General features: G+C 50.9%; 22 protein-coding genes and 1 rRNA gene. 4 read left to right on the top strand and 19 right to left on the bottom strand.

The genetic code is table 11. The features are described 5' to 3' along the window. A 16S ribosomal RNA gene (locus B9Y55_RS10930) occupies positions 1 to 311 on the bottom strand; the annotation flags it as partial. Positions 312 to 613: 302 nt separating this feature from the next. Here B9Y55_RS10930 and B9Y55_RS10925 point away from each other — a divergent pair. After that, complete coding sequence (locus B9Y55_RS10925) at positions 614 to 2,839, top strand: transglycosylase domain-containing protein (RefSeq protein ID WP_234986221.1); 2,226 nt, start codon at positions 614 to 616, stop codon at positions 2,837 to 2,839. Between the two features lie 42 nt (positions 2,840 to 2,881). Here B9Y55_RS10925 and B9Y55_RS10920 read toward each other — a convergent pair whose 3' ends face one another. The 17 genes from B9Y55_RS10920 to glmU form a co-directional block, all read right to left on the bottom strand. Further along, complete coding sequence (locus B9Y55_RS10920) at positions 2,882 to 3,694, bottom strand: pyruvate, water dikinase regulatory protein (protein WP_085545392.1); 813 nt, start codon at positions 3,692 to 3,694, stop codon at positions 2,882 to 2,884. 17 nt (positions 3,695 to 3,711) lie between these two features. Continuing rightward, positions 3,712 to 5,778, bottom strand: a complete 2,067-nt coding sequence (gene glyS, locus B9Y55_RS10915; RefSeq protein ID WP_085545391.1) for a glycine--tRNA ligase subunit beta — start codon at positions 5,776 to 5,778, stop codon at positions 3,712 to 3,714. 12 nt (positions 5,779 to 5,790) lie between these two features. Then, on the bottom strand, positions 5,791 to 6,666 hold the full coding sequence (locus tag B9Y55_RS10910; protein WP_085545390.1) for a glycine--tRNA ligase subunit alpha: 876 nt from the start codon (positions 6,664 to 6,666) through the stop codon (positions 5,791 to 5,793). Positions 6,667 to 6,695: 29 nt separating this feature from the next. Next, complete coding sequence (recO, locus tag B9Y55_RS10905) at positions 6,696 to 7,391, bottom strand: DNA repair protein RecO (protein ID WP_143340923.1); 696 nt, start codon at positions 7,389 to 7,391, stop codon at positions 6,696 to 6,698. Further along, the gene (era, locus tag B9Y55_RS10900; RefSeq protein ID WP_085545388.1) at positions 7,388 to 8,314 is read right to left on the bottom strand and encodes a GTPase Era; all 927 of its coding nucleotides are present in this window, start codon (positions 8,312 to 8,314) and stop codon (positions 7,388 to 7,390) included. Before era ends, recO begins: the two co-directional genes overlap by 4 nt. Then, on the bottom strand, positions 8,307 to 9,581 hold the full coding sequence (locus B9Y55_RS10895; protein WP_085545387.1) for a hemolysin family protein: 1,275 nt from the start codon (positions 9,579 to 9,581) through the stop codon (positions 8,307 to 8,309). The genes era and B9Y55_RS10895 overlap by 8 nt, the downstream gene beginning before the upstream one ends. 7 nt (positions 9,582 to 9,588) lie before the next feature. Further along, entirely contained in the window at positions 9,589 to 10,104 is a 516-nt protein-coding gene (ybeY, locus tag B9Y55_RS10890) for an rRNA maturation RNase YbeY (RefSeq protein WP_085545386.1), read from the bottom strand. Beyond that, on the bottom strand, positions 10,101 to 12,110 hold the full coding sequence (locus B9Y55_RS10885) for an HD family phosphohydrolase (protein WP_159448331.1): 2,010 nt from the start codon (positions 12,108 to 12,110) through the stop codon (positions 10,101 to 10,103). Before B9Y55_RS10885 ends, ybeY begins: the two co-directional genes overlap by 4 nt. 28 nt (positions 12,111 to 12,138) lie before the next feature. Beyond that, a complete protein-coding gene (locus B9Y55_RS10880; RefSeq protein ID WP_085545393.1) occupies positions 12,139 to 13,083 on the bottom strand; it encodes a PhoH family protein in 945 nt (314 codons plus the stop codon). Positions 13,084 to 13,156: 73 nt separating this feature from the next. Then, a complete protein-coding gene (locus B9Y55_RS10875; RefSeq protein WP_085545384.1) occupies positions 13,157 to 13,390 on the bottom strand; it encodes a NifU family protein in 234 nt (77 codons plus the stop codon). 11 nt (positions 13,391 to 13,401) lie between these two features. Continuing rightward, entirely contained in the window at positions 13,402 to 14,823 is a 1,422-nt protein-coding gene (locus B9Y55_RS10870) for a pyruvate carboxylase subunit B (protein ID WP_085545383.1), read from the bottom strand. 36 nt (positions 14,824 to 14,859) lie between these two features. Continuing rightward, a complete protein-coding gene (gene mazG, locus B9Y55_RS10865) occupies positions 14,860 to 15,669 on the bottom strand; it encodes a nucleoside triphosphate pyrophosphohydrolase (RefSeq protein WP_143340922.1) in 810 nt (269 codons plus the stop codon). Continuing rightward, positions 15,662 to 18,619: a DEAD/DEAH box helicase gene (locus B9Y55_RS10860; RefSeq protein ID WP_159448330.1), complete on the bottom strand. Its 2,958-nt coding sequence runs from the start codon at positions 18,617 to 18,619 to the stop codon at positions 15,662 to 15,664. The genes mazG and B9Y55_RS10860 overlap by 8 nt, the downstream gene beginning before the upstream one ends. 67 nt (positions 18,620 to 18,686) lie before the next feature. Next, positions 18,687 to 19,247: an aminoacyl-tRNA hydrolase gene (gene pth, locus B9Y55_RS10855; protein WP_085545380.1), complete on the bottom strand. Its 561-nt coding sequence runs from the start codon at positions 19,245 to 19,247 to the stop codon at positions 18,687 to 18,689. A 13-nt stretch (positions 19,248 to 19,260) separates the two neighbouring features. Beyond that, positions 19,261 to 19,836 carry a 50S ribosomal protein L25 gene (locus tag B9Y55_RS10850; protein ID WP_085545379.1) on the bottom strand — a complete coding sequence of 192 codons (576 nt, stop codon included), beginning with the start codon at positions 19,834 to 19,836 and terminating at the stop codon, positions 19,261 to 19,263. A 37-nt stretch (positions 19,837 to 19,873) separates the two neighbouring features. Then, on the bottom strand, positions 19,874 to 20,842 hold the full coding sequence (locus B9Y55_RS10845) for a ribose-phosphate diphosphokinase (protein ID WP_085545378.1): 969 nt from the start codon (positions 20,840 to 20,842) through the stop codon (positions 19,874 to 19,876). Next, entirely contained in the window at positions 20,829 to 22,223 is a 1,395-nt protein-coding gene (gene glmU / locus B9Y55_RS10840; protein ID WP_327078442.1) for a bifunctional UDP-N-acetylglucosamine diphosphorylase/glucosamine-1-phosphate N-acetyltransferase GlmU, read from the bottom strand. The genes B9Y55_RS10845 and glmU overlap by 14 nt, the downstream gene beginning before the upstream one ends. A 325-nt stretch (positions 22,224 to 22,548) precedes the next feature. Here glmU and B9Y55_RS13635 point away from each other — a divergent pair, with 325 nt between their 5' ends. From B9Y55_RS13635 to B9Y55_RS10825, 3 genes are read left to right on the top strand one after another with little or no spacing between them, the layout of a single operon-like run. Beyond that, positions 22,549 to 22,683 carry a hypothetical protein gene (locus B9Y55_RS13635; protein ID WP_268753304.1) on the top strand — a complete coding sequence of 45 codons (135 nt, stop codon included), beginning with the start codon at positions 22,549 to 22,551 and terminating at the stop codon, positions 22,681 to 22,683. Further along, positions 22,680 to 23,198: a Synerg-CTERM system glutamic-type intramembrane protease MrtS gene (gene mrtS, locus B9Y55_RS10830; RefSeq protein WP_085545375.1), complete on the top strand. Its 519-nt coding sequence runs from the start codon at positions 22,680 to 22,682 to the stop codon at positions 23,196 to 23,198. Before B9Y55_RS13635 ends, mrtS begins: the two co-directional genes overlap by 4 nt. A 13-nt stretch (positions 23,199 to 23,211) precedes the next feature. Then, positions 23,212 to 24,273 carry a hypothetical protein gene (locus B9Y55_RS10825; protein ID WP_085545374.1) on the top strand — a complete coding sequence of 354 codons (1,062 nt, stop codon included), beginning with the start codon at positions 23,212 to 23,214 and terminating at the stop codon, positions 24,271 to 24,273. A gap of 73 nt (positions 24,274 to 24,346) precedes the next feature. Here the strand turns inward: B9Y55_RS10825 and B9Y55_RS10820 are convergent. Further along, a partial coding sequence (locus B9Y55_RS10820; protein ID WP_143340920.1) for an IS1634 family transposase occupies positions 24,347 to 24,925 on the bottom strand: 579 nt, incomplete at its 5' end.

The raw sequence follows: 24,925 nt of genomic DNA, 5'->3' as shown, positions 1-24,925 counted from the left end.
GGCCGTCCAACCTCTCAGTCCGGCTACCCGTCTTTGCCTTGGTGAGCCATTACCTCACCAACTAGCTGATAGGACGCGAGCCCCTCTCAAAGCGGATTGCTCCGTTTCACCCTTAGGCATATGGGGTATTAATCCCGGTTTCCCGGGGCTGTCCCCCTCTTTGAGACAGGTTCTCACGCATTACTCACCCGTCCGCGACTCAGTATCCTTATCTTCCAGCCGAAACCTTCCGACAAGAACCTTCGTCCCACTTGCATGTGTTAAGCACGCCGCCAGCGTTCGTCCTGAGCCAGGATCAAACTCTCCATAAAAATTGCTGAGTAACGCTAGCTCTTTATCATGCATCATATTCTCTTATCAAGGTCCGTGCCGTCTCGTGACGACCGATAAACTATACCATCCCTCCGAGGTTTTGGCAAGCCCCATTTTTATCCCTCCAGATAAAAGGTGCTATAATCGGTCGAACATGGCTAAAGGACACCTCTAAAAATTCACCTTTGAGTCCCCTCGGAGAGACCGTTCCGCCTACGCCCTGGCCCAATCGTATACTCGACCTGCCTGTGAGGATGAGCGTTTTTAGAGGTGCCCTAAATATTTTCGGGGAGTGTGATCGATGACAATCAGAAGAGGACGGGAGAAACCAAAGGCTTTTTCCCCTTTGAAAACCGTAGGTACCGTAATGCTGCTGCTTTTTTCACTGCTGATGGCCGTCGGAGCGGTAGGAGGAGCTGTCCTTATATCAAGGCTCGCAGAGGATCTTCCTCCAGACGATGAGATACTGGCCCATCGCTCTAACGAGGCGAGTATCGTCTACGACCGAAACGGAAAGGTGATAACCAGACTTTTTTTGGAAAACAGAAGGCCTGAGGAGCTAAAGGATATTTCCAGGTGGATGGTTATGTCGACTTTAGCGGCGGAGGATTCTTCCTTTTATACCCATATGGGAATCCGCCCCCTGGCCATAGCCAGATCCCTTTTAACCGGTAGCAGAGGAGAGGGAGCTAGCACCATAACCCAGCAGTTGACGAGAAACGTGTTTCTGACCCATGAAAAAACTATGATTCGAAAGGGAAAGGAGGCTATACTATCCTTCCGGATAGAGAAGCTTTTCAGCAAGGATAAAATATTGGAGACCTATCTGAACGCCATTTATTTCGGTCACGGGGCCTGGGGAATAGGGGCGGCGGCCTATACCTATTTCGGTAAGAGGGCCTCCGATCTAACTTTGACCGAATCCTCTATCCTCGCAGGCCTTATAGCGGCACCGGAAAAATACTCTCCTATAAGGAGCATGGAAAAGGCCAGAGCTAGGCAGAGATACGTCCTCAGTAGAATGGTCTCGCTAGGTTGGATCTCGGAGGAAGATAAGTCTAGAGCTGAAGAGACCGAGTTAATCTTAAATACCCAGACTAAGAAAAATATCCTCAACCTGAATAAAGCACCTTATTTTATAAGCCATATCCTTTTTAAGGATCTTTTGCCGAAATACGGACGAGACAAGGTTTATGCGTCAGGCCTTCAGATATACACCACTCTAGATATAGATCTCCAGGAAGCCGCCGAGAGGGCTATTCAAAAACTGGACTCCCAAGGGGCCATAGTCGCCATGGACCCGAACACAGGGGAGATTCTGGTTCTCGTAGGTGGGAAGGACTTTCAGGAAAGCAAGTTCAACAGGGCAACTCAGGCTCTTAGACAGCCGGGATCCTCCTTTAAGCCCATCGTCTACAACGCCGCTTTAGAGGCGGGGTTCATGCCCACAGACCATATACTGGACAAACCGATAACCTACGAGATGAAAGAAAGCGTCGATAAAATCTGGTCACCTGGGAACTACAGCAAGAAGTTCGCAGGGGAGGTTCCCCTTTTCGAGGCTCTGACCCATTCCTACAACACCCCTGTGGTGAGATTGACCGACTTAGTAGGACCAGAACAGGTGGTATCGGTCGCCAGAAGACTCGGCATAACATCGCCTCATCTTTGGCCTGCGCTCTCCATCGGCCTTGGCACCGCAAGCGTGACCCCTCTGGAGATGACCGCGGTCTACTGCGCTTACGCAAACGACGGCAAGAGGGTTCTGCCCTACTCGATAAAGGAGATAAGAGACGGAGAGGGAAGAGTTCTCGAGAGAAACGGGCCACAGGTCAGTCAAGCTATAGAGTCCTCCCACGCAGTAGTTATGAGGTCGTTGATGATGGACGTAGTCCGAGCAGGGACAGGTGCTAAAGCAGCGATGAAAGACTACGACGTATTCGGGAAAACCGGAACGACCAACGATTACAGCGACGCATGGTTTACCGGAGGTATTCCAGGTCTTGTGGTCGTGGTCTACGCCGGAAACGACGACCATAAACCTTTGGGCATACACGCCACTGGAGGAAGGATCGCTCTGCCAGTATGGAGCGACTTCGTCAAGGAGGCCGTATCCATGAGGACCTATCCCTCCAGGTTTACGGTTCCAGAGGACAGCGATGTTGTAAGGGTAAGGGTCTGTAGGGAATCGGGCTATCTAGCGTCCAAGGGCTGTAAGGCCGCTGATCTATATCTCCCTAGATCGAGGGCACCGGAGGCTACGTGCCCTCTCCACGGAGGGTCCTCTCTGACCGCTATGGAAGACCCTAACGCCCCTAGGCTGTTGCTGCTACCTCAGGATCAGGCTTTGGCTCAGGGAAGCATGGTTATACCGGCACAGAGCGTTCCGGTTCACCCAGTACAGCCCCCTGTGCCGTCTACGCCGACAGATCCGATTATAGACCCCTATTCGATAGAGCCAAATTCTCCGGAAGCGGTGGAGGATAGATATCAGGACTTGCTTAGAAAATACGGTCTTTCCGACTAAAGAGAAGATCCCCATAGCCTAGGCTTTGGGGATCTTCTTTATTTACAGTCTTTTGCCTATTTTCATATCATCCAGTATGTTTTGGGATATCTCTTCAATAGACCTATCGGTGGTATCGTAGGCTTTGCAACTGACCTTAACCATTATCTCTTTGGCGTAGTTGAGTTCAAAGAGAACCCTTTTCTCCTGGGCGTAGACGGAGGTATCCGGGTCAAGGCCCATAATCTTCAGCCTGTCCTTTCTTATTCTCATAAGTTTTTCCGGGCTTATGAGCAAACCTACACACCTGCCAGAATCGACCTTCCATAGATGGTCCTGAGGTGCGACCTCGGGCACCAGAGGGAGGTTGGCCACTTTATACCCTTTATTGGCCAAAAACATGGACAGAGGGGTCTTTCCCGATCGAGACACTCCCAGTATCACCAGATCCGCCGTCGGAAGAAGGTTCTGACTCTTTCCGTCATCGCACTTGATGGAGAACTCGATAGCTTTTACCCTTTGAAAATATTTATCGTCCATTCTCCGAAGAAGTCCGGGCATCTGCAAGGGGTTCATGCCACTCCAACTGGAGAGAGAGATCTGAAGAGGCCCTAGGAGATCTACCGCCTCAAGGCCCATATTGGCGGCCTGTTCCATGAGGGAAATTCTGACCTCATCTGCCACTAAAGTCGCCACTATCAAGGCATTATTGGCCTTGGATTCCTCGAGTATAGGTCCTATTTTCTCCACCGAGTCCACGAATCGGAACCTTAAAAAAGAGACGTCAAGTCCTTGGAATTGGGTGAGTACAGCCTGAACCAGGTACTCCGCTGTCTCTCCAGTTGAATCGGATATGAGTGCTATGGGCCTCCCCATGGGATCCCCTCCCTTGATCATCCTTTTAGTCGACTGATATCGCCGATCTTTTTAAAAAGGGAATCGCACTCCGCAAGCAGTGCGAGTCGATTTCCCCTGACCTTATCGTCTTTATCCATTACCATAACTCCCTCGAAGAAATCGGAAACCGCAGGAGACAAGCCATAAAGGACCTCCATAAGGCCGTCCCAATCGTTGTTCTCTATGGTAGAGGCCACTTTTGGAGATCTCAGCTCCATCTGGTTAAAAAGTTCCTTCTCCTGTTCGAGGCATAAAAGGGAGCTGTCCACCGAGGGTGCCCTGTCGTCGCCGTTTTTAGATAGGATATTACCGACCCTTACAGCGGAGGTTATGAGGTTGGAGAACCACTCCTCTCCTCTTACCGAGTCCAGTGCCTTGAGATACCTCAAAGCCTGAAGGGGCTTTTCACCTGCAACAGCCACCGATAATTCGCTCAACTCGTGGGAGAATCCCTTTTCCTTCAGCTGAATAAGGGTTCTCTGTCTTCCAAAGGCGATCAGTTCGGCCATGCCGTCGGCATCAAGGTCGACGATCTTTCCTGCTTTATCGATCGTCTCATCAAGGTCTAGGTTCAGGTCCATGCCCCATATTATCTCGTTTATGCATCTCACCGCTCGCCTCAGACCGTAGGGATCCTGGGATCCCGATGGACGAAAACCGGTTTTATAGGCCCCTACCAGGTTGAAGATCCTTTCCCCTAGGCCTATGTAGGCACCTATAACGTCGGATGGAAGGGAATCTCCTGCGAATCTCGGAAGGTACTGCTCGTACATAGCCAGGGCTACCCTGCTGTCCTCGCCGTCTTTGAGAGCGTATTCCCTCCCCATCACGCCCTGAAGCTCGGGGAATTCCCCTACCATATTGGTGAGAAGGTCCGATTTGGCGATAGAGGCGGCTCTGTCGACTAAACCAATTATCCCAGAGTCTCCTAAGCTGTCGCATATAAACCTCGAAAGCTCGGTTACTTTTGTCACTTTTTCGTATACCGACCCAAGTTTTTCCTGGTAGACCACTTTTTTAAGGCCATCGACCCTTTCGGCCAGAGATACCTTTCTATCCTCTTTCCAGAAGAAAGAGGCGTCCTCCAGCCTTGCCCTAAGTACCCTCTGGTTTCCCTCTCTTATTATGTCCATAGAGATGGCCCTGTTGTTGCTCACCCCGACGAAGTAGGGCATCAGTTTTCCCGACCTATCTCTGACGGGGAAGTATTTCTGATGGTGCTTCATCGTGGTAACCAGCACCTCTTCCGGTAGCTCTAGGTATTTTTTGTCGAAGCTACCGTAGAAAGGCAGAGGATATTCCACCAGGAAAAGGTTTTCCTCTATCAGATCTGGATCCCTGTCTATAGATCCTCCGATCTCTTTTTCCAAAACGGTTATAGAGGAAAGCATTTTCTCCTTTCTTTTTTCCTGATCGACTATGACGTAATTATCGTAGAGCCTCTCCATGTAGGACGACTCTTTGTCGACGACGATAGAAGAGGCTCCCATAAAACGGTGCCCTCTGGTGGTGTTCCCGCTGGGTATGCCGTTTAGCTCGAAGGGGACTACCTTTGAACCTAGGAGACAGAGTATCCACCTGATGGGCCTCGCAAACCTGACGGTACTTTTCTTCCAGTACATGCTTTTCGGAAATGAAAGCCTGCTGATTATCCTGCACATAATATCCGGTAAGAGCTCCGAGGAAGGAGCACCTTTTTCGCTGACCACGGCGAAGACGTAGGGAACTCCATCGACGTCTCTCTTCTCAAGGTCGTTTACCTCTATACCTTTGCTTTTTGCGAATCCCTGAGCTGCTCTGGTCGGATTACCGCTTCCGTCAAAGGCGTTGGACCAAGCCGGACCCTTAAAGGATTCCATAAGATCGCTCTGCCTGTCGGATAGGCCTTTTACGGATAAAACCAGTCTTCTAGGAGTTCCATAGGTCTTTATGGCACCGTGATCTATTCTGCTCTCTTTAAACTCCGCCTCACCGGCGAGGACGAGGTCCTCCAGGGCTTTGGTCATAAAGCGGGAGGGGATCTCCTCCGTCCCTATCTCCAGTACAAGGTTATTCGTGTCCATAAAAATCCCCTCCTAGACGAGCTTTTTCTTCATCGGATAGCCCATTTCTTTTCTCTGAGCACCGTATTTTTCGCAACACATACTGGCTAAAGCCCTTATCCTGCCGATATAGCCGGTCCTCTGGGTGACGCTTATGGCGTTTCTGGCGTCCAGAAGGTTAAATGTATGAGAACATTTAAGAGCATAATCCCAGGCGGGAAGGACCAGCCCTTTTTCCGCTATCTGACGGGATTCGGCTTCGTACATATCGAAAAGCTTAAAAAGCATATCGGGGTTGGAAACCTCGAAGTTGTAGGTGGAGTTCTCTACCTCCCCTTTATGATGGACATCGCCGTAGGTAAGGGTATCGTTCCATTGGAGGTCATATACGTTATCCACTTTCTGGACGAACATGGCTATTCTCTCGATACCGTAGGTAAGCTCAGCGGGAACCAAGGCCATATCCACTCCCCCAACCTGCTGGAAGTAGGTAAACTGGGTTATCTCCATTCCATCTAGCCACACTTCCCAACCTAGCCCCCAGGCTCCTACGGTAGGAGACTCCCAGTCGTCCTCGACGAATCGTATATCGTGCTCCGACGAATCGATCCCCAAAGCGGCGAGACTGTCCAGGTATAGCTCCTGAACGTCGTCAGGAGCTGGCTTGAGTATTACCTGATATTGATAGTAATGCTGAAGCCTGTTGGGATTCTCCCCGTATCTACCGTCGGCTGGCCTTCTGGACGGCTCCACGTAGGCGACCTTCCAGGGCTCTGGTCCGATTACCCTTAGAGATGTCGCAGGGTTCATCGTTCCCGCTCCTACCTCTGTATCGTAGGGCTGCTGTATCACACATCCACGGTCGGACCAAAAACGTTCGAGCCGAAAGATAATCTCCTGAAGGTTCAAAGGGATCACATCCTTATATTATTAATTTTCTAAGACAGAAGCTTAAAATTTTCAACTAAAAGAGGCTTCACCGATAAAATAGAGTTTCTGGCCTCTAAGGAGAGTTTCTTTCCTCTTATGGCACTCTGAGGGCTGAATATCCACAGGATAGATATGGAAAGGTCCAGTTTTTTATCCCCATCTCCACAGTTGACACAGACAAAACCGTTGTCTCTCCATACTCCACAGGATATATCCGCTCCACAGTAGTCGCAGTTTTTCATGGAGGGGGCTATTCCTAGGGCGTTCAAAAGCCTCCATGTAAACCGAAGATCCACCCCTATCGGATCGCTGCCCGATTCCAGAAGCTCCATTGACCAATAGAGAACCGGCAAGACCTCGTCCACCGGCTGCCTCCACAGTAGGACATCTCCCAATAGACGAAACCATCGGAAGGAGGTCATAAGGGCCTCGGGCATAGATCTTAACTTCCAGAAATCCTGTTTTACCTCTACCTCTTTGAGATAGTCCCTGGATCTGCTTCTATGAAGGGAAAATTCGCCCCATATCATAGGCTCGGTGCTCCCCCCAAGTCGGACCTTGCCTTTGGCCCCTCCAGGAAGGGATACCCATATAGGGCCTTTCTCCCTCAGCAGACACAGGAGATTTATGTTTCCCTCCGGCGATATGTCCCTTTTGAGTATCACACCGGTCCCTTTATGAAGACCTTGCCTCTGATCGCTCACCCTTTATATCCCAGGCGGCGAAGCTCGGAATCGGAGTTTCGCCAATCTTTCCTAATCTTGATCCACAGGTCGAGATATACCTTGCCTCCGATAAACTCCTCCAGAGCCTTTCTGGCACCGGTCCCTATTTCCTTGATTTTTTCACCTTTAGCCCCCAAAAGGATAAGTTTCTGGCCTTTTCTCTCGACCAGTATAACCGCACTTATGTAGGTATCCTCCCTTTCGGGATATTCATCCGGTGACTTAAAATCGACGACCTCTACCGCTACACTGTGAGGTACTTCCTGATCCGCCCGGTATAGCACCTGCTCCCTGATGATCTCCGCCGCTAGAAAGCGAGAGGAACGGTCCACGAGGATATCGTCCATATACAGAGGCGGCCCTTCAGGTAAGCGAGAAACCAGTATATCGACCAGTTCCTCCAGGTTGGACCCCTCTTTTGCGGAGACAGGCAAAACTTCCAACGGGTTCAGTGCCTTTCGGTAGGACTCTATCAGAGGGAGAAGTTTGGCCCTCTTTGATCCGAGGAGGTCCACTTTGTTGACCAGCAAAAGCACTGGAGTGGTTATCTTTTTCAGCATTTCAATTATGTGGCGATCCTGACCGGTTATTCCGTTGTCGTCGGCACATATGACATATATAACCAGGTCCGCTTCGTCCATAGCCTCAAGAGCACTTTCAACTATAGCCTCTCCTAGCCTATGCTGAGGCCTGTGGATGCCCGGTGTATCGGTGAACACTATCTGTCCGTTATCGGTCTCCAGAATACACCTAATTCTGTCTCTGGTGGTCTGAGGTTTAGGGGATACGATAGTCGCCTTACACCTCAAAAGTGCGTTTATGAGAGAGGATTTGCCGACGTTAGGCCTTCCAACTACCGCAACTACCCCTGATCTGTATTCAAGGCCGACGTCGTCAATCATAACAAAATTCCCCTTCTCCGGTTATTTTTCTAAGCTCAATCTCGACAACTCTGTGATCCGTCACATCTAAAACGGTAAACTCCCATTGGCCGTAGGTCAACACGCTTCCAGCGACGGGAAAATCTCCCGACAGGTCCGTCACAAACCCGCCAACAGACTCTACATCCTCCGACTCAAAGGGGAATTTTAAAGCCTCGCTGAGATCCTCCAGGTCCATATTTCCCTGAACTCTGTATGTATCCTCATCTACCTTTTCTATCAAGGGGAGCTCGTGATCGTACTCGTCCTGAATTTCTCCTACTATTTCCTCCAGAAGGTCCTCAAGGGTTATGATCCCCGCGGTCCCACCGTACTCGTCCACCACTATGGCCATATGGACCCTTCGGCTTTTCATTATATTGAAAAGGTCGGGCACCTTCATGGTTTCCGGCACGAAAAGAGCGTCCCTTTTGAGGTCGAAGACCTTCACCTCCGTATCTCCAGAGTAAAGGCGACCTATCAGGTCTTTGATATAAAGTATACCTACAATGTTATCGAGGCTATCCTGATAAATAGGGATACGGGAGTGTCCATAATCGTCTAGAATAGGCTCTAGCTCACCTACGGTGGTCTCGCTGTCGACGACGTTCATATCTATCCTAGGGACCATAACCTCCGACACCCTGGTGTCCTCAAAGGAGATTATCCCGTGAATCATACGACGCTCCGCCTCCTCCAAAGCCCCAGAGGCCTCACCGATGGTCACTACCTGCTCTATCTCCTCTCTGGTCACGAAAGAGGACTGGAGGGACAGGTCAACGTGGGAAAGACGACCGATAAACGAGACAATCCCTCCGATAATCCATACAAATGGAGTCAGAAGGAAGTTAACTGTCCTTATCATATGCAGGGTTATAAAAAGGGTTCTTTCGCTTCTAACCATAGCAAAGCTCTTTGGGAGAATTTCGCCGAAGATCACTATAAGCAAGGTCATAACCGTGACAGCGAGAAATACGCCGTGACGATCGAACACCACCACCGCCAAAGTGGTAGCCAGGGAACTCGCCGCTATATTGACCAGGTTGTTAGCTATCAGGATAGTGGTCAAAGCTTTCTGACGATCTTTGAGAAGCCAGTTCAATACGCCCCTGAAGGATGTATTCTGGTCGCTCAAAGACATTAACTTTGCCCTGCTGCTGGCGGTTATAGCGGTTTCACTGCCGCTAAAAAGGGCGGAAACGACCAAAAGAGCTATCACCAGCAACAGATTGTCCATAACAGTACTCAAAACCGGATCAACCCTCCTGTCCTGTAGGGAAAGCGGGCTTCAAATCCGCCAAAAGGAGATCCCTGAAACGTTCCTGAATTGACCACATCTCCCACTCCCTGTCCTCCCTATCGTGGTCGTATCCAACCAGATGGAGAACGCTGTGGAAAACCATAAGGGCCATTTCAGAATCGAAGGATACGCCATGTTCACAGGCGTTTCTCTCGACCACCGATGGGCATACGACTACGTCTCCTAGAGGAACATCGGACCAGTCAGGAGGAGAAAACCGTCCATCCTCCTCCCAGTTCGGGAAGGAAAGTACATCGGTAGGAGCGTCACAGTTGCGGTAGGTGCTGTTGAGATCTTTCATCTCATCCTCCCCTATAGCCGCTACGGACACCGACACCGAGCTCTTTTCCCTCCAATCGGGCCACACCTCGTCCAGCATTGCGGACACCCATGGGACCAATACATCCTCGCTTAGCACAAAAGACGGTCGAGGTTCACCTTCGTCACTGGATATAGCGATCTCCAGTTTCATCTATTTCCTTCCTTTCCGGACTTAGCCGTGTTATTGTCTCCTATAGGAGCTATGTTTCTAGTATGATACATAGATTTAAGGTTTTGTATCATCGCAGACCTTATAACCGCCAGATCCCTCAACGTAAAACCTGTGTCGTCAAGCTGCCCCGCGTTCACCTTGGAGGCGGTCACCGAGTTCACTATCTGCTGGAGATCGATCACGCTTTTTATGTTCTCCCTCTCCGCTCTGACCGCAGCCTCTATCGAGTCGGCCAACATAACAAGGCCGGTCTCCCTGCTTCTAGGCCTGGGGCCAGGATAGGTGAACTGGCTCTCCGAGGGATCGAGACCCTCTTTTTTCGCCTTTTTGTAGAAATATCCCATAAAGGTAGTCCCGTGATGTTCCGCTATAAAATGGGATATACGTTCAGGTAATCTGTACTCTTCCGCCAGATCCAATCCGTCTCTTACGTGGGATATGATCACCAAAGAGGACATAACAGGGGACAGGTCGTCGTGGGCGTTTTTCGCTCCAAACTGATTTTCAATGAAAAAGTGAGGCCTTTTCAGTTTTCCTATGTCGTGAAAGAAACCTCCTGCTTTGACCAATCGGGAATTGAGCCCTAATGCATCGGCGGCCCCCTCAGCGAGGATGGATACCATCTGTGAATGGTGATAGGTGCCTGGTGCCTCGATCTGAAGTCGCTTCTGGAGGGGGTGATCGGGCTGACAAAGCTCAAGCAATCTCAAAGGAGAGAGGATATCGAACAACACCTCTGCCACAGGGAGAAGCAACATGGTCACCGAGCCTATCAGTATAGCTCCTAAAAAGGTCTGAGCGGTTAAAAGTATCCCTGAGTCTCCGGAGAAGAACCATCGGACTATCAAAGACACTCCGCCGAGAACCAGCCCCATCTGGACCATTCCCAGCCATAGACGTGAGCGAGAATCAATCTTTTTAAAAAGCAGATCTCCAAGGGCGGAGGCCATCACACCTACCGACATTATCTCCCCTAAAGCCAAAGGACCTAATCCACCGAATACCAGTGAAACTATACCCTTTCCCGCCATAACCGAGTTTCTAGCCCTTCTGAGAGGCAAGGTCACATAAGCCATACCTGCCATGGATACCACCCCTAGGGACGTCAGATCCCTTAGGGACGACAGGTAGGAGGTCATAATGCCTATGAAGAAAAGAAAAGCCAGATAGCCGGATTTTCTGGAATCCCAACCTAGTATAACGTTTCGCCTGGCCCATAAAAACACCGGCGGAACCAGGAGAAAGACCACCATCATCGACCTTATAGGGAAATTGCCCTGAGGATATCCCTGTTTTCTCAGTAAATCGGCTATCTGAGGGGTGATTATGCTCCCCTTTGTCACTATAATATCACCGGTGTTGAGCTCCCTTGGGACACCGCCTATGGTCTCCGCCACGATAGATCTCAGTCGATCGGTCATTCCATCGTCAGCTCCAACGAGAGGAACCATTATATCCGACATTATCTGAACGGCCAGGTTTCCATCCCCAGGAGGAAGGTCATAAGGGGAAAGCCTGTTCCACAGAAGGTCTTCGTTGACGCCGGAAAAAGAGTCCCTATAAGGGCTGAAGGTAAGCAGAGAAAGCCCTGCGGAGGATATAGCCTCAAAAAGGACCTTAGACCTTTCCTCCGGAAGGTTTCGTATTATCTCCGATATAGCAGGCGAGATACCGGCCTCATCTAAACGTCCCTCGCCTATAAGAGAAAGTCTTTCCTCTACGTCCCTAGCCTGCCCCGTTCGACGGACCATCACCCCGGCTATTCCGTCCCTCACAAGATCCTGAAGTTTTTCTGTTCCCCCTTCATCCTCGTACTTCATGTTAAAGAGGGCAAAGTAGGTTCTGTAAGCAGGAAAGCCCGGTATAAACGATCGCCTTATGTCTATAGTGGTCCACCTCAAGGCCACGAAAAGACAGCACACGACCAAAAGGGCGGAAAGGGATATATAGGCTACCTTGAGCAACTCTTCAATCGTCCCCGACATATGCCGGGGACGATCTTTTTTTGTGTCCTTATTGCGTTCTTTTTTCGTATTCTTCATAGGCTGCCACAACCCTTTGAACGATCTGATGACGCACGACGTCTACGTTCTCCAGCCTTATAAAATCGATTCCCTTGATACCCTTCAGGATATCCTGGACCACAAAAAGTCCGGATTTTCTGCCTGCAGGGAGATCCACCTGGGTCAAGTCCCCTGTTATAACCGCTTTAGAGCCGAAACCCATTCTAGTGATAAACATCTTCATCTGCTCTGGAGTCGTATTTTGGGCTTCGTCCAATATGATAAAGCTGTCGTTCAAGGTTCGCCCTCTCATGTAGGCGAGGGGAGCCACCTCTATGACGTTTTTATCGACGTATCTCATGAACCTCTCTGGAGTGAGAAGCTCGAAGAAAGCGTCGTACAGAGGACGAAGATAGGGTTCTACCTTTTCCTTGAGGTCTCCTGGCAAAAAGCCGAGGCTCTCTCCTGCCTCAACCGCTGGGCGAACCAGGACTATTCTGCTCACCGTCCCAGCCTTTAGCATATTTACCGCCTCACATACCGCAAGATAGGTCTTTCCCGTTCCCGCCGGGCCTACGGTGAAAACTATATCGTTGTCCCTTATAGCCTTTACGTAGGCTCTCTGGCCTATAGTTTTAGGGCGAACGGGTTTTCCCCGGGCGGTCATACACAGGAGACCGTCGTAAAGGCTTTCCATGTCCACCGACCCTTTGTTGGCGATCATGTCCATGCAGTATCTGACCTCCGAGGGCCTTATTTTGTCCCCTTTGTCGGCTATCCTGCTCATCTGTCCGATAAGATCGGAGACTATAGCCACCGGCTCTCTGTCGGGACCGACAACAGCCACCATACCACCTCTGACGGTTATCCTGACAGGATATCTCTCCTCTATCAGCTGGATATTCTCGTCTTTAGCCCCGGTGATACGGGACATAGACTCCTGGGATATCTCCATCACCGAGGAAAAACCGTCTTTTACTGATTCCACTAAAACTTCGCTGATAATAAAGGTCGCTCCTCTCCAAAAACTAAACTCGGACGACCGAGAGTACCTGAGGAATCTGTTCTTTTAAAACAGCCTCGACCTGCATCCTCAAGGTCTCCTGAGCAAAAGGGCACGTCCCACAGGCACCTTGAAGGGAAGCGGAGAGGACTCCGGTATCCTCGTCGAAGGATACCACCGCTATATCTCCACCGTGACTCTGAAGTGCGGGCCTGATTCTGGATTCCACCAGCTGGTTTACGCTATCCATAACGTTCATGAAAAAACCTCCTATACAGGGTAAGCCGCCTCTTCGACGGTGTCGTCGAGGCCTATATCCCTGAGATTTATCTTTGCGTATCTCTTCATCAAAAAGTCCTTGGCTATAGCGGGGAACATGACGTAGGTAAGGACGTCCTCGGGCTGAGTTATCCAAGCCCTTATCTCCGAGGCCGCCTTCTCCATCTCAGGCTCCAGCTTTTCAGCAGGTCTACAGGTTATGGGCTTTTCGTCACCGAGTATTTTGGCCTGGACCTCAAGGTCCATCTCCGCCGGTGCCTTGCCGTAGTAGCCTTTGAAGTAGTTTTTAACCTCTTTGGAGACCATCTTCCACCTTTCACCGACCAGGACGTTTAAGGTCGCCTGAGTGCCGACTATCTGGCTGGTAGGGGTGACTAAGGGAGGATAGCCCATGGCTTTTCTGACCACAGGGACCTCGTTAAGCACTTCGTTAAGCCTGTGTTCCGCCGACTGATCTCTAAGCTGGCTGACCAAGTTGGAGTACATCCCACCGGGTATCTGGTATATGAGGACATTTGTATCAGCGCCGTTGAGGCCTACAAATATGTTATCGTATTTTTTCCGAAGATCCTTAAAGTGGTCCGCTATGGGGATCAGGTTATCCAGGGATATTCCAGTGTCGTACTTTCCTCTGGCTAAGGCCGCAACCATCGATTCGGTAGCCGGCTGGCTAGTTCCCATGGAGAAAGGGGATATGGCGCAGTCGACTACGTCCGCACCGGCCTCTATAGCGGCGTAATAGGCCATCGAGGCAAGACCACTGGTGTAGTGGCTATGGATCTGGACGGGAAGCTCGGTCTCTTTCTTTATGCCTCTTACCAGGGTATCGGCGTCGACGGGGCTCAGAAGCCCTGCCATGTCCTTGATGCATATGGAGTCAGCCCCCATGTCCCTCATCTTGGCCGCTAGGTCGACGAAAACCTGGTTGGTGTGGACGGGAGATAGGGTATAGGATATGCACATCTGAAGATGGGCACCCTCTTTTTTGACCTGCTCCGCTGCGACCTCCAGGTTTCTAGTATCGTTAAGAGCATCGAAGACCCTCATTATGTCTATCCCGTTGCCGACAGCCCTCTTCACAAACTCCCTAACCACGTCATCGGCGTAGTGTCTGTATCCCACCAGGTTCTGACCTCTGAGCAACATCTGTAGTTTTGTCTTTTTGACGTGCTTCCTCAGTGTCCTCAGACGCTCCCATGGGTCCTCGTCCAGAAACCTCATGCAGGTGTCGAAAGTAGCCCCCCCCCATACCTCCAGAGAGTGATATCCTACCTCGTCCATACGCTCTAGAACGGGCAGCATATCCTCTATTCTGAGCCTGGTCGCTATGAGAGACTGATGGGCATCCCTGAGTGCGGTCTCGGTGATTCCTACTTTAGCCTTACCGGCTTTTGCCTTTACTACCTGAGTCATGACTACGCCTCCATCTTCAATGCTTATAACACTATATCATACCGATTTTGTGTGCGCATTATGCTTTTTAGCTTCATCCCAAAGGCCGTCCAGATCGTCTAAAGACATCTGATCCCAACTCTTGTCCTGAGCTTCGATGGACCGCTCTATAAAACCGAACCTTTCCATAAAGGAATTGTTAGTCCTCTCCAGAGCCAGATGGGGATCGATATCCATCCTTCTAGCTAGGTTTACGACGGAAAAAAGCAGATCTCCGATCTCCCCGACCAGGCCGTCTTTATCTCCACTGGCCATAGCCTCTCGGACCTCATCTAGCTCCTCGGATATTTTATCAAAAACAGGCTCCTGATCTCCCTTTGCCCAGTCAAATCCCACACCTGCCGCCTTTTGCTGAATCCGAAAGGCCTTTATTAGGGGAGGAAGGGCTTTCGGGACCCCGGAGAACACAGCTTTTGATATTCCCTTGCTCTCCTTTTCCTCCGTTTTTATCCGTTCCCAGTTTCTGAGAACCTGGTCGCTGTCGTCGGCGGAAAGATCTCCGAAAACGTGGGGGTGGCGACGTATGAGCTTGGAGGATATGGATTCCACTATGTCGGAGAGGGCAAAGTCCCCTCTTTCCTGGGCTATAACACCTATAAAGACGACCTGAAGCAGTAGGTCTCCGGCCTCTTCGGCCATACCGTCCAGGTTGGATTCGTCTATGGCCTCTACCAGTTCGTAGGCTTCCTCTATGATGTTGGAGCGAAGGCTGCTATAGGTCTGTTTTCTGTCCCAGGGGCAACCTCCTGGGGCCCTAAGCCGTGTCATTATGTCCTCTAGCTTTGAAAAAAGGACTCCACTATCCATCACACCACTCCTTTATCCTCCGAAATAAAAGGGCAATACCTTTAGCCCCTCCCGGGCCAATCCATTCGTTTTCCTTTCCCATTAGACGACAAGAGGTCTTTTTCTCGTCGACCATGACATGGATTATACCCTGATTTCCCCCTTCCGTCTTCAAAAGGGCCAGGTATATGAGACATAAAGCCTCATCAGGAGGAGGGCCAAACCGATCAGCCAGCTCTCCTTTCAGGTTCAGGGCGTCCTGAACCGACTGAACGGAGAACATTCTCCTGTACATAGCCATCCTTACGGTATTTTGAGGAATGTAGTCCGAAGGTATCATGAGGGGAATTCGGATATCCATAGAGACCTCCGTCCTTGCCCTCCCTTTAAGGGAGTCTATTTTATCCCTGAGCTTTTTGTAGTATAGGTCCGTTCCAATTCTGTCTCTGTGACCGTGCTGGGAGAATCCGAGCATATCGCCGGCTCCTCGAATGAGAAGATCCTGCCTGGCTATATCGTAACCAGCTCCCTGATAGGACAGACGTCCTATGGCGTCCAGTCTCTCTCCTGTCCTGTAAGGCAGAGGCAGGTTGGAGGGATAGAGAAAAAAGACGTATCCTCTTTCCTCCCTTCTGCCAATTCTCCCTCTGAGCTGGTGCATTTGGGCTAGCCCCAGGCTTCTGGAGTCTTCCACTATAAGGGTATTGGCCCTTCCGACGTCCAGGCCACTCTCTATTATGGTGGTGCATACCAGGATATCCACCTGCCCCTCGTAGAAGGCCATCATAACGTCCTCCAGTTTCCCATTCATCTGTCCGTGGGCTATCTCGACGTTGAAATCGGGGAATCGGGCTTTTATCCAGCCTGCCCTTTCCCCTATAGATTCCACCCTGTTGTGAAGGAGGTAAACCTGTCCTCCTCTGTTAAGCTCTCTGGCTATCGCCTTTTGGACCAGAGAATCCTCCCATGCACCTGTTACGGTTATAACCGGTGGCCTGTTGATAGGGGCGGTCTCTATAGTCGATATGTCCCTCAGTCCCCTTAGGGACATAGACAGGCTTCTAGGTATAGGAGTCGCCGATAGAGCCAAAAAATCCACCGAAGATCGGATTTTCTTGAGCCTCTCCTTATGGGCCGTTCCGAAGCGGTGCTCTTCGTCGACCACCACAAGACCGAGTTTTGGAACCGATATGTCCTTTTGAAGGAGCCTATGGGTACCGATAACCACGTCGATTTTTCCCTCGGAGAGCCTTTTGACTACCTCCTCCTGTTTTCGAGGGGAGAGAAATCGAGATAGCTGCTCCACGTTCACCCCAAAAGGGGCCATTCTACCGAGAAAGAGCCGGTAATGCTGCTGAGCAAGAACTGTCGTAGGGACTACGACCAAGACCTGAGATCCACCGATAACCGCCTTAAAAGCCGCCCTTAAGGCTACCTCGGTCTTGCCGTAGCCTACATCTCCAACTATGAGACGATCCATAGGAAAATTGGACTCCATATCCCTTTTTACGTCCACTATAGCGGCCATCTGATCTCTGGTCTCCACGTGAGGAAACATAGACTCAAACTGGGCCATCATCTCGTCGTCTACAGGGAAAGCCTTACCGGATGAGAGCCGCCTTTTAGCGTATATCTCCAGAAGCTCCGACGCCTCCTCCTCTATCCTTTTCTCCGCCTTGATCAGGGCGTTTTTCCATCTAGATGATCCTAAAACGTCCGGCGATAGATCGTCGCTAATCTCACCGCCGTAGATGGATACTTTATCCATAGAGGTCACAGGGAGCATCAGCCTCTGAGAACGGTGAAAAGAGAGCACCAGCAGTTCCTGAGAGCCAAACTTTGTCTTGACTACCTCGGTGCCCGAATACCTGCAGAGGCCATGGTCTTTATGCACCATCCATGCCCCTTCCTCCAGAAAAAGGTTCAGCTCTGAGGGAATTACATCTTCCTCCGAGACTGCGGCTGAATGAAGGCCAAATAGCTCTACGTCCGATAGAAGGACGACTTTTTTATCCCAATCGATAAAACCGGAGGATACAGGGCGGTTCTCCCAGCTGACCTCCTCCAGTCCTGAAGGAGGTCCGGTAGCCGATCTAGCCAGGACCTCAAAACCCTTTTTTTCCCAGAGGGAAAGCTGCTCCTTAAAAACCGACAGGTTCCCCCTGAACCTTGGAGGCTCGGATATATTTAGCTCCTCCTGGCCCGGCCCTTTAAAAGTCTCAAAAAAGACCAAAGACGAGGCTGACTCCAGCCAGCGGTCCCATCTATCCTCCGGCAGATCGATGCTGGAAATCTCGTTCCACAGCCATCGAAATCCGTCGAAGCAGGAACGACACCTAGGAGGATCGAAGACTATCAGCCTGGAGGGATAGAGAGGGAGCTTAGGTCCCCCTTCTCCACTCCAGACGGAGCGAAAGGTCCACTCATCGGTTGAATATCTGGTTCTCTGGTCCCCTGTGGAGAAAAGCCTCATATCCTCCACTTCATCGTCGAAAAACGACACCCTCACAGCCATCTTTGAAGAAGGGTCGAAGCAATCGACGACCCCTCCTCTTACCGCATAATCTCCCGCCTTCCAGACCAGATCGGATCGGATAAAGCGCTGTTCTTCCAGCCAGGAGATAAATCTATCCCTTCCAAACCGGTCGCCTACTTTTAGTTGGATTGCCCCACCGGGCTCCGCCAGAGGGGCCACAAGGCCTCCAGGAGTAGAGACCATCACCCCTCCCTCTTCTATCCACCGGGAGAATATATAACCTCTTGATGATGGATAGGAGATATCCTCTATGGACCCCTTTTCTAGAGGTATCTCCGGGAGAGAGATAAAATCGACATCAGGAAGGATAGCCTTGCCATCGGAGATAAACTGGCTAACCTGTCGTTCGTCGGGCAGTAGGACGATAGCCCCGGTCTCCTCGGAACAAATCCAGGGACGAACGGATCCGGAAAAAGGCAAAAATACCTTTCTCACCCCAACCCCCTTCTCTCCTAATAGGATAAAAAAAGACGGACGAGAAAACACCTCGCCCGCCACCATATCAGTTAAACTTGTTCATTACCTCTTCCACAGGACGATGACACCACATCAGGCAGGCTTTTACCGATTCATCCAGGGCCTCATATAGCGAGGGCTGTTCTTCCTCCCTGAAGCGACCGAGGACAAAGTCGACCATAGGGATGACCTCTGGCCTCGGGCCTATGCCTATACGAAGCCTAGGGATATCCCCACTGCCCATACAGGCTATTATGGACTTCATCCCGTTATGACCTCCGGCGGAGCCTTTCGATCTGATACGGATACGTCCGGTGTCGAGGGCGACCTCGTCGAACACCACCAATATGTCCTCCGGCTCGAGAGGATGATATCTGGCAAACTCTCTGACAGCCTCTCCGCTGGCGTTCATAAAGGTCAAGGGCTTCATCAGAAAGAGTTTCTCCCCCTCCACCATCACAGGCCCCCATAGCTGAGAGTGAAACCTCTCCTGAGGTTTTCCTGGGGATAGACGATCCACTAGACCGTCGATAGTCATCCATCCTACGTTGTGTCTGGTCTGAACGTACCTTATCCCCGGATTCCCTAGCCCTACGACCAGTTTCACGACCTTTTGTTACCTACTCTCCTGTCTTCACTGCGCTGACCTCAGCCACAGAGCCGGAGAAGCCTTTGGAGATCTCCGCGCTCTCAGGAAGATCGAGATCGCTGAAAGAAACTACCGTACCTGCATCGAGGTTGGATACATCGAGCACGACGGTGTCAGGGATCTCCCTGGGAAGAACGGAGATCTCCACCTCGTTGGCGTACTGGGCGAACTTACCACCGGCCTTGACGCCAGCGCATACGTCTTTACCGACTATCTCTATAGGGATACGGACGGTGATCTTGTGACCTTTTACCATCTGGTAGAAGTCAACGTGAAGGACCTCGTCGTTTACGAAGTTTCTGGTCAGATCCTTTATGATACACATCTCGGTGGTGCCGCAGGGGAGGGTTACGTCAAACTTAAGGGTGTTCCAATAGTTTCCCCTGAGTATAGGCATAAACTCCTCGGTCTTTATCTGAAGGCTGAGAGCCTCTTTGTAGTCCGGTCCATAGAGCACCGCAGGTATAAAGCCGGAACGGCGGAGCCTGCCACAGGCCTCTTTTCCACAGGCCTCTCTCTTCTCAAGGTTCAGTTTTACAAAATCCATAAAAATTCCTCCTCAAAATATTATAAATCTTCTTAAGCTAGTCAAATAGACTGCTGACAGAACTATCGTTGTGAACCCTTCTGATCGCTTCAGCGAAAAGAGGGGCTATGGACAACTGGACAATTTTATCCAACTTTCGCTCCTGAGGCAACTTTATACTGTCGGTCAGAATAACTCCGTCCACCGCATCGGAATCGAGCCTATCCATAGCGGGGCCTGACAGTATTCCATGGGTAGCACAGCAGTAAACTTTTCTCGCCCCTCTGTCTTTCAAAGCTTTAGCTGCGTTGACGATGGTACCGGCGGTATCTATTATATCGTCGACCAGTATGGCTATCTCGTCTTTCACGTCACCTATTATAGCCATAACCTCGCAGTAATTGGCCACTTCGTGAGATCTCCTCTTGTCAACTATGGCCAGGTCGGAGTTGAGCATAACGGCGAACTTCCTGGCCCTGACCACTCCTCCTACGTCGGGAGCTACGACGATAACTTCCCTGTTCTCCAGCTCTTTGGCCAAGGTCTTCTTGAAATGGGAAGCCAAAAGAGGAACACCCATAAGGTGATCGACAGGAATATCGAAAAATCCCTGGATCTGACCGGCGTGCAAATCGGCGGTTATGACCCTGTGAGCACCGGTGCTCTCCAGAAGGTTAGCCACCAGTTTAGCGGAGATAGGGTCTCTAGGCTTGGTCTTTCTGTCCTGTCTGGCATAGCCAAAGTAGGGTATAACCAGGTTTATACGGTAGGCAGAGGCCCTTTTAAGGGCATCCACCATTATGAGCAACTCCATCAGATTCTCGTTTACAGGATTGCTGGTGGGCTGAACTACGAATACGTCCGCTCCTCTTACGCTTTCCTCGATAGAGAGACCTATCTCTCCGTCGGAAAACCTGAAATGGTTTACCCTCCCCAGGGGAAGTTTCAGCTCAGCACATATCTTTTCCGCAAATTCCTTATGTGCCGTACCGGACATCACCACTATTTTTCTGCTATTTGTCGTCATCCCTTGAACCCTCCGTAGTCTTTTTTCCCCAACCCTCGATATTTCTCTGTCTTGCCCTTCCTATGGCTAAGGCCCCTTCTGGCACGTCTTTCGTTATGACAGACCCCGCTCCGGTCATAGAATTAGCGCCTAAAGTCACAGGGGCAACCAACATAGTATCGCTGCCGACGAAGACACCGTCTCCGATTGTAGTGGGATGCTTGGATTTTCCGTCGTAGTTGCAGGTTATGGTTCCAGCACCTATGTTTACGTTTGCCCCAAGGGACGCATCGCCCATATAGGACAGGTGAGGAACTTTGCTCCCCTTGCCGATCAGGCTTTTTTTAACCTCGACGAATTTGCCGACAAACCCCTTCTCCTCGACCACCGACTCCTGACGGATGTAGCAGAAGGGACCGGCTTTAGATCCCGCTCTGAGGGTGGAGTTTTCGATAAAACAATAGCCCTGAAGCTCTACATTTTCCCCTATAGAGACATCTCGGAGGACGGAAAAACCGCCTAACGAGGCGTTGACGCCTACGGTGGAGTTCCCCCATATCTGGACCCCAGGATAAACCATGGCCTCTCCCTGAAAGACCACGTCGGGCCCGATCCATACCGATTTAGGATCCACAAACTTAACCCCTGCGGCCATCCATTTCGCCACATAACGGTCCCTCAGGATGGCTCCGACCTGGGCCAGCCCTGCAGGATCGTTGACCCCTAACAGGCTATCGGGGTCGTCGACCACCACAGGCTTGGCGGGGAGGCCTAAATCCTGAAAAGCCTCTATGACGTCGACGAGATAATACTCACCTTGGGCGTTTTTTCGTCCCAATCCCTTAAGGCTGTCCAAAAGGGGAACCACGTCCATAAGGTAGACACCTGCGTTGACCTCCTTGATGCCCCGTTGCTCAGGAAGACAGTCTTTCTGCTCCACTATGCAGGTCTTAGCCCCTCTTACCACCCGACCGTATCCCTCAGGATCGTCCAGCTCCATGGTTAGGAAGGAACACCCTCCCTCGTGAGCTTCAAGGAGAGAGTTAGGTATCTCTTCGGTCATAAGGGGCATATCGCCGTTTACCACAAGCACTTTGTCGAAACGGGATATCCAGGACTGAGCTTCCATCACCGCATGTCCAGTCCCAAGCTGTTCCCTCTGCCACACCGTTTTGACATCCGGCCAGGACCGGGATAGGTAGGACTGGACCATCTCCCCACGGTGACCGACCACCACAGCGGTCTCCCCTACAGATCCGAAGGCTTTCAGCACGTAGTGCAACATAGGGTTTTCTAAAAGAGGCTGCATAACCTTAGGAGACTCACTTTTCATCCTGGTCCCCTTTCCAGCAGCAAGAACAAGAATCCCTACGGAACCACCGGCTTTTTCCATCGCCACCATCGCTTTCTAAGATATATTTTCTGAGCCCCACCGATCGATAGGGCATCAAACCTTATATGAATCAAAAGCACTATTCTGCTATACTTGTCCAAGACAGAGCCATCCTATCAAGTAGCAAAAAGAGCGGTACTATACTACCATGGCCGCCTAGGCTGTCAAGGCAGAGGTTTTTCAGAGGTGATCGTTTATGTATGATTTTCAGACAAAAAACTTGTCCTTTATAACATTATGGCTACTTATCGTTACGTCCGGCCTATCCATTTTTCTGGGGGCTATGTCGGCGAAGAGACATAAACCCCGCTGGACGAGAGCTTTTTGGATAAACATGGTTTTAATGATATCCCTGGCGTCTTTAGCCATATATCTGTGGACATCAAGCTGGTGGGTAGCGATAGGTCCTGTCATACCGGCGTTTATATTCGTCCTCATATACATAAACCTGAGGAGAGTCAAAGATTGATACCTTTAGCCATAGCGGCTCTTATGCTCTACGGTCCCTACGGTTGGTGCTATTTAAGGAAGGAAAGCCTTGAAGATTACGGCCTGGTATGGAGACTCTCCAAAAGATCCATCGCGGATACCTCTATCGCCCTGATCCTTACCCTTGTGCCTCTGACTTTCATAGCCCTAAACTGGCCAGAGGGAACTCTGCCCCGTCAGATACCTATAGGATCTCTGATGGCCCTTATGGCAGCGGGGGCGGTAGCTGCAGTAGTGGAGGAGGTTTTTTTCAGAGGATGGCTACAGTCTCTGGCGTCCAGGATAGTAGGTCCCCTTTGGGCTATAGTAGCGGTATCGGTTATATTCGCCCTGTGCCACCTTTTTATAAAGGTACATTGGCTAAGGCTGGCTACGTTCTTCCCCAGCCTTGTGATGGGTTTTCTTAAGTATAGACACCGCTCGGTAGCCCCCTCTGCCCTATACCATCTCGGGGGAAACCTGTGGTCTATATGGTTTTTTCCCGACATGATCTAAGGAGGAGTTAGTCTTGACAAGAAGATTTTTTATAGCGCTTACAGTAGCCCTCTTAATATTCCCCTCCGTCGCTCACTCTCATCTCAGGTGGTCTATAGAGATACCTCTTATAAAAGGGGAGGAAGCCAAGGCGAGGATGGGCGACTCGGTCTACCCTCTTGGAGAGGTCGTATCTATACCTACGTCCTCCCGTTACCCCGCCTACACCGCCAGCGGCTGGGGAAAGCCAGGTCATACCTGTGCCTCGGCGGTAAACGCGATCCATATACTGCTGTCGGTGGAGAAGGGGAAAGGAAGGACTATCAGCGTGGTCCCATCGGACACCATCGCACCGGCTGCTACCGCAGGAACCGCCGTCGTTTTGAAGGGAAAAGGAGGTATAGGCCTTTTTGGAGCCTGGACTCCTCCATCGGGAAGCGAGGTTTACGTTAAAAGATCCGGTCAAATCAGGCCGCTGTCGGACGTAGAGATGCCCTTACCTGGAGACACTATAGTGATAGAGGTAGACCGGAAGGACATCCCGACTATGGTGGACATAGAGAACAGGCCAGGGGGATCGATAGAGCTCCTGAGTTCGTCGGGAACCTCTGTGATAGGAAAGGTAATAAGGCCCGTAGGCGGCACAGGCCGGTTCGACGGAACCCTTTACCAATCGGTGGGCAGGCTGAGGGCAAACCATCCAGGGGTTATAGATATATCGACGTCTCCCTACGGATCTATCGGCGGTTTTCAGATAGTCCCCATAAAACACGGCGACTCGCCGGAGATGGCCCATATGTGGTCGATGACCCAATGGATGATAATCGCCTCCGAGGGAGATTCTCCCCTGGCAGGCAACGGACCTCTTTTTGGGGGATTCCTCATCCCCGGCCCAGTACAGAAGGAGGACCAAGAGGCCCTCTCCCCTAAGGGAATATGGACCGCTTACGGCAGAAGATCTCTTGTCCTGTGTCGCATTAACGGAGGCCCCTGGAGATGGCTACCGGAGGTAGAGGGACGGCAGGATAACGGCCTGAGGGACGTAACCCATCTCAGGATATACTTCCCTAACGACAGAGAACCCCTGGTGGAGTGAACTAATAAACTACGCCGTCCCGGCTGTGCCGGGACGGCGTTCTATTTCATCCGACTTTCCGCATTAACAACGACTAGATTTGAATTAAACTACTTTCGGGCAAGGCAGGGCTATTTTCATAATATCGCTCAAAATCCCTTCCGAAAAGGCACAGAACCCGCTTGTGGGTGTCTTTGAGGTTCATCACCTGCATGGCTTTTGTGGCCTCGTCCTGAAGGACCAGAACCGATATTCGGGAGAAGATCCCGAATAACCTTTTCAGAGTGGGGGATTTCATGGGCTTGCCGTTAGGATCAGGTATGCTCTCCCCTGCTTTTGAGAGTTTCTCTCTAAGCTCCATCTCCGCTAGGTTATAGACGACCAGGGCAAACACCATCAGAAGCATGAGCCCTTCGATGCGCTCTTGCCTTTTGAGGTAGATTTCCGATGCGTGGAAGGAGGGGTCTTTCAGGAACCTGAAGCCCTTTTCCACCGAGGATTGGTCTTTATACGTGGATAGGATCTCCTCAGCAGAGGGGGAGCCTTCACCAACTGCGCTGGTGGCTAGGATGAAACGCCCTAGCTTGTTCCTCAGCCGTTCGACGGCATCGGCTTTCAGTTCCAAAGTCAGCTGAGGGTGGTAGAAGGTGTCCACTTCTTCGTCTACCGCAGG

Origin of the sequence: Dethiosulfovibrio salsuginis (assembly GCF_900177735.1) — a bacterium.
Taxonomy (GTDB): domain Bacteria; phylum Synergistota; class Synergistia; order Synergistales; family Dethiosulfovibrionaceae; genus Dethiosulfovibrio; species Dethiosulfovibrio salsuginis.
The sequence above is the reverse complement of the archived record's forward strand: the minus strand, read 5'-3'. Positions and strand labels throughout refer to the sequence as shown.

Bases quoted from the DNA above. Each gene is read 5' to 3' on its own strand.
- B9Y55_RS10920 (WP_085545392.1), bottom strand. From the start codon at position 3,694: ATGGGGAGGCCCATAGCACTCATATCCGATTCAACTGGAGAGACAGCG.
- B9Y55_RS13635 (WP_268753304.1), top strand. From the start codon at position 22,549: ATGGTTTTAATGATATCCCTGGCGTCTTTAGCCATATATCTGTGGACA.
- B9Y55_RS10875 (WP_085545384.1), bottom strand. From the start codon at position 13,390: ATGAACGTTATGGATAGCGTAAACCAGCTGGTGGAATCCAGAATCAGG.
- B9Y55_RS10870 (WP_085545383.1), bottom strand. From the start codon at position 14,823: ATGACTCAGGTAGTAAAGGCAAAAGCCGGTAAGGCTAAAGTAGGAATC.
- B9Y55_RS10880 (WP_085545393.1), bottom strand. From the start codon at position 13,083: ATGGAGATATCCCAGGAGTCTATGTCCCGTATCACCGGGGCTAAAGAC.
- B9Y55_RS10850 (WP_085545379.1), bottom strand. From the start codon at position 19,836: ATGGATTTTGTAAAACTGAACCTTGAGAAGAGAGAGGCCTGTGGAAAA.
- mazG (WP_143340922.1), bottom strand. From the start codon at position 15,669: ATGGATAGTGGAGTCCTTTTTTCAAAGCTAGAGGACATAATGACACGG.
- era (WP_085545388.1), bottom strand. From the start codon at position 8,314: ATGATTGACGACGTCGGCCTTGAATACAGATCAGGGGTAGTTGCGGTA.
- ybeY (WP_085545386.1), bottom strand. From the start codon at position 10,104: ATGAAACTGGAGATCGCTATATCCAGTGACGAAGGTGAACCTCGACCG.
- glyS (WP_085545391.1), bottom strand. From the start codon at position 5,778: ATGGACACGAATAACCTTGTACTGGAGATAGGGACGGAGGAGATCCCC.
- B9Y55_RS10925 (WP_234986221.1), top strand. From the start codon at position 614: ATGACAATCAGAAGAGGACGGGAGAAACCAAAGGCTTTTTCCCCTTTG.
- B9Y55_RS10845 (WP_085545378.1), bottom strand. From the start codon at position 20,842: ATGACGACAAATAGCAGAAAAATAGTGGTGATGTCCGGTACGGCACAT.
- glmU (WP_327078442.1), bottom strand. From the start codon at position 22,223: ATGGTGGCGATGGAAAAAGCCGGTGGTTCCGTAGGGATTCTTGTTCTT.
- B9Y55_RS10885 (WP_159448331.1), bottom strand. From the start codon at position 12,110: ATGTCGGGGACGATTGAAGAGTTGCTCAAGGTAGCCTATATATCCCTT.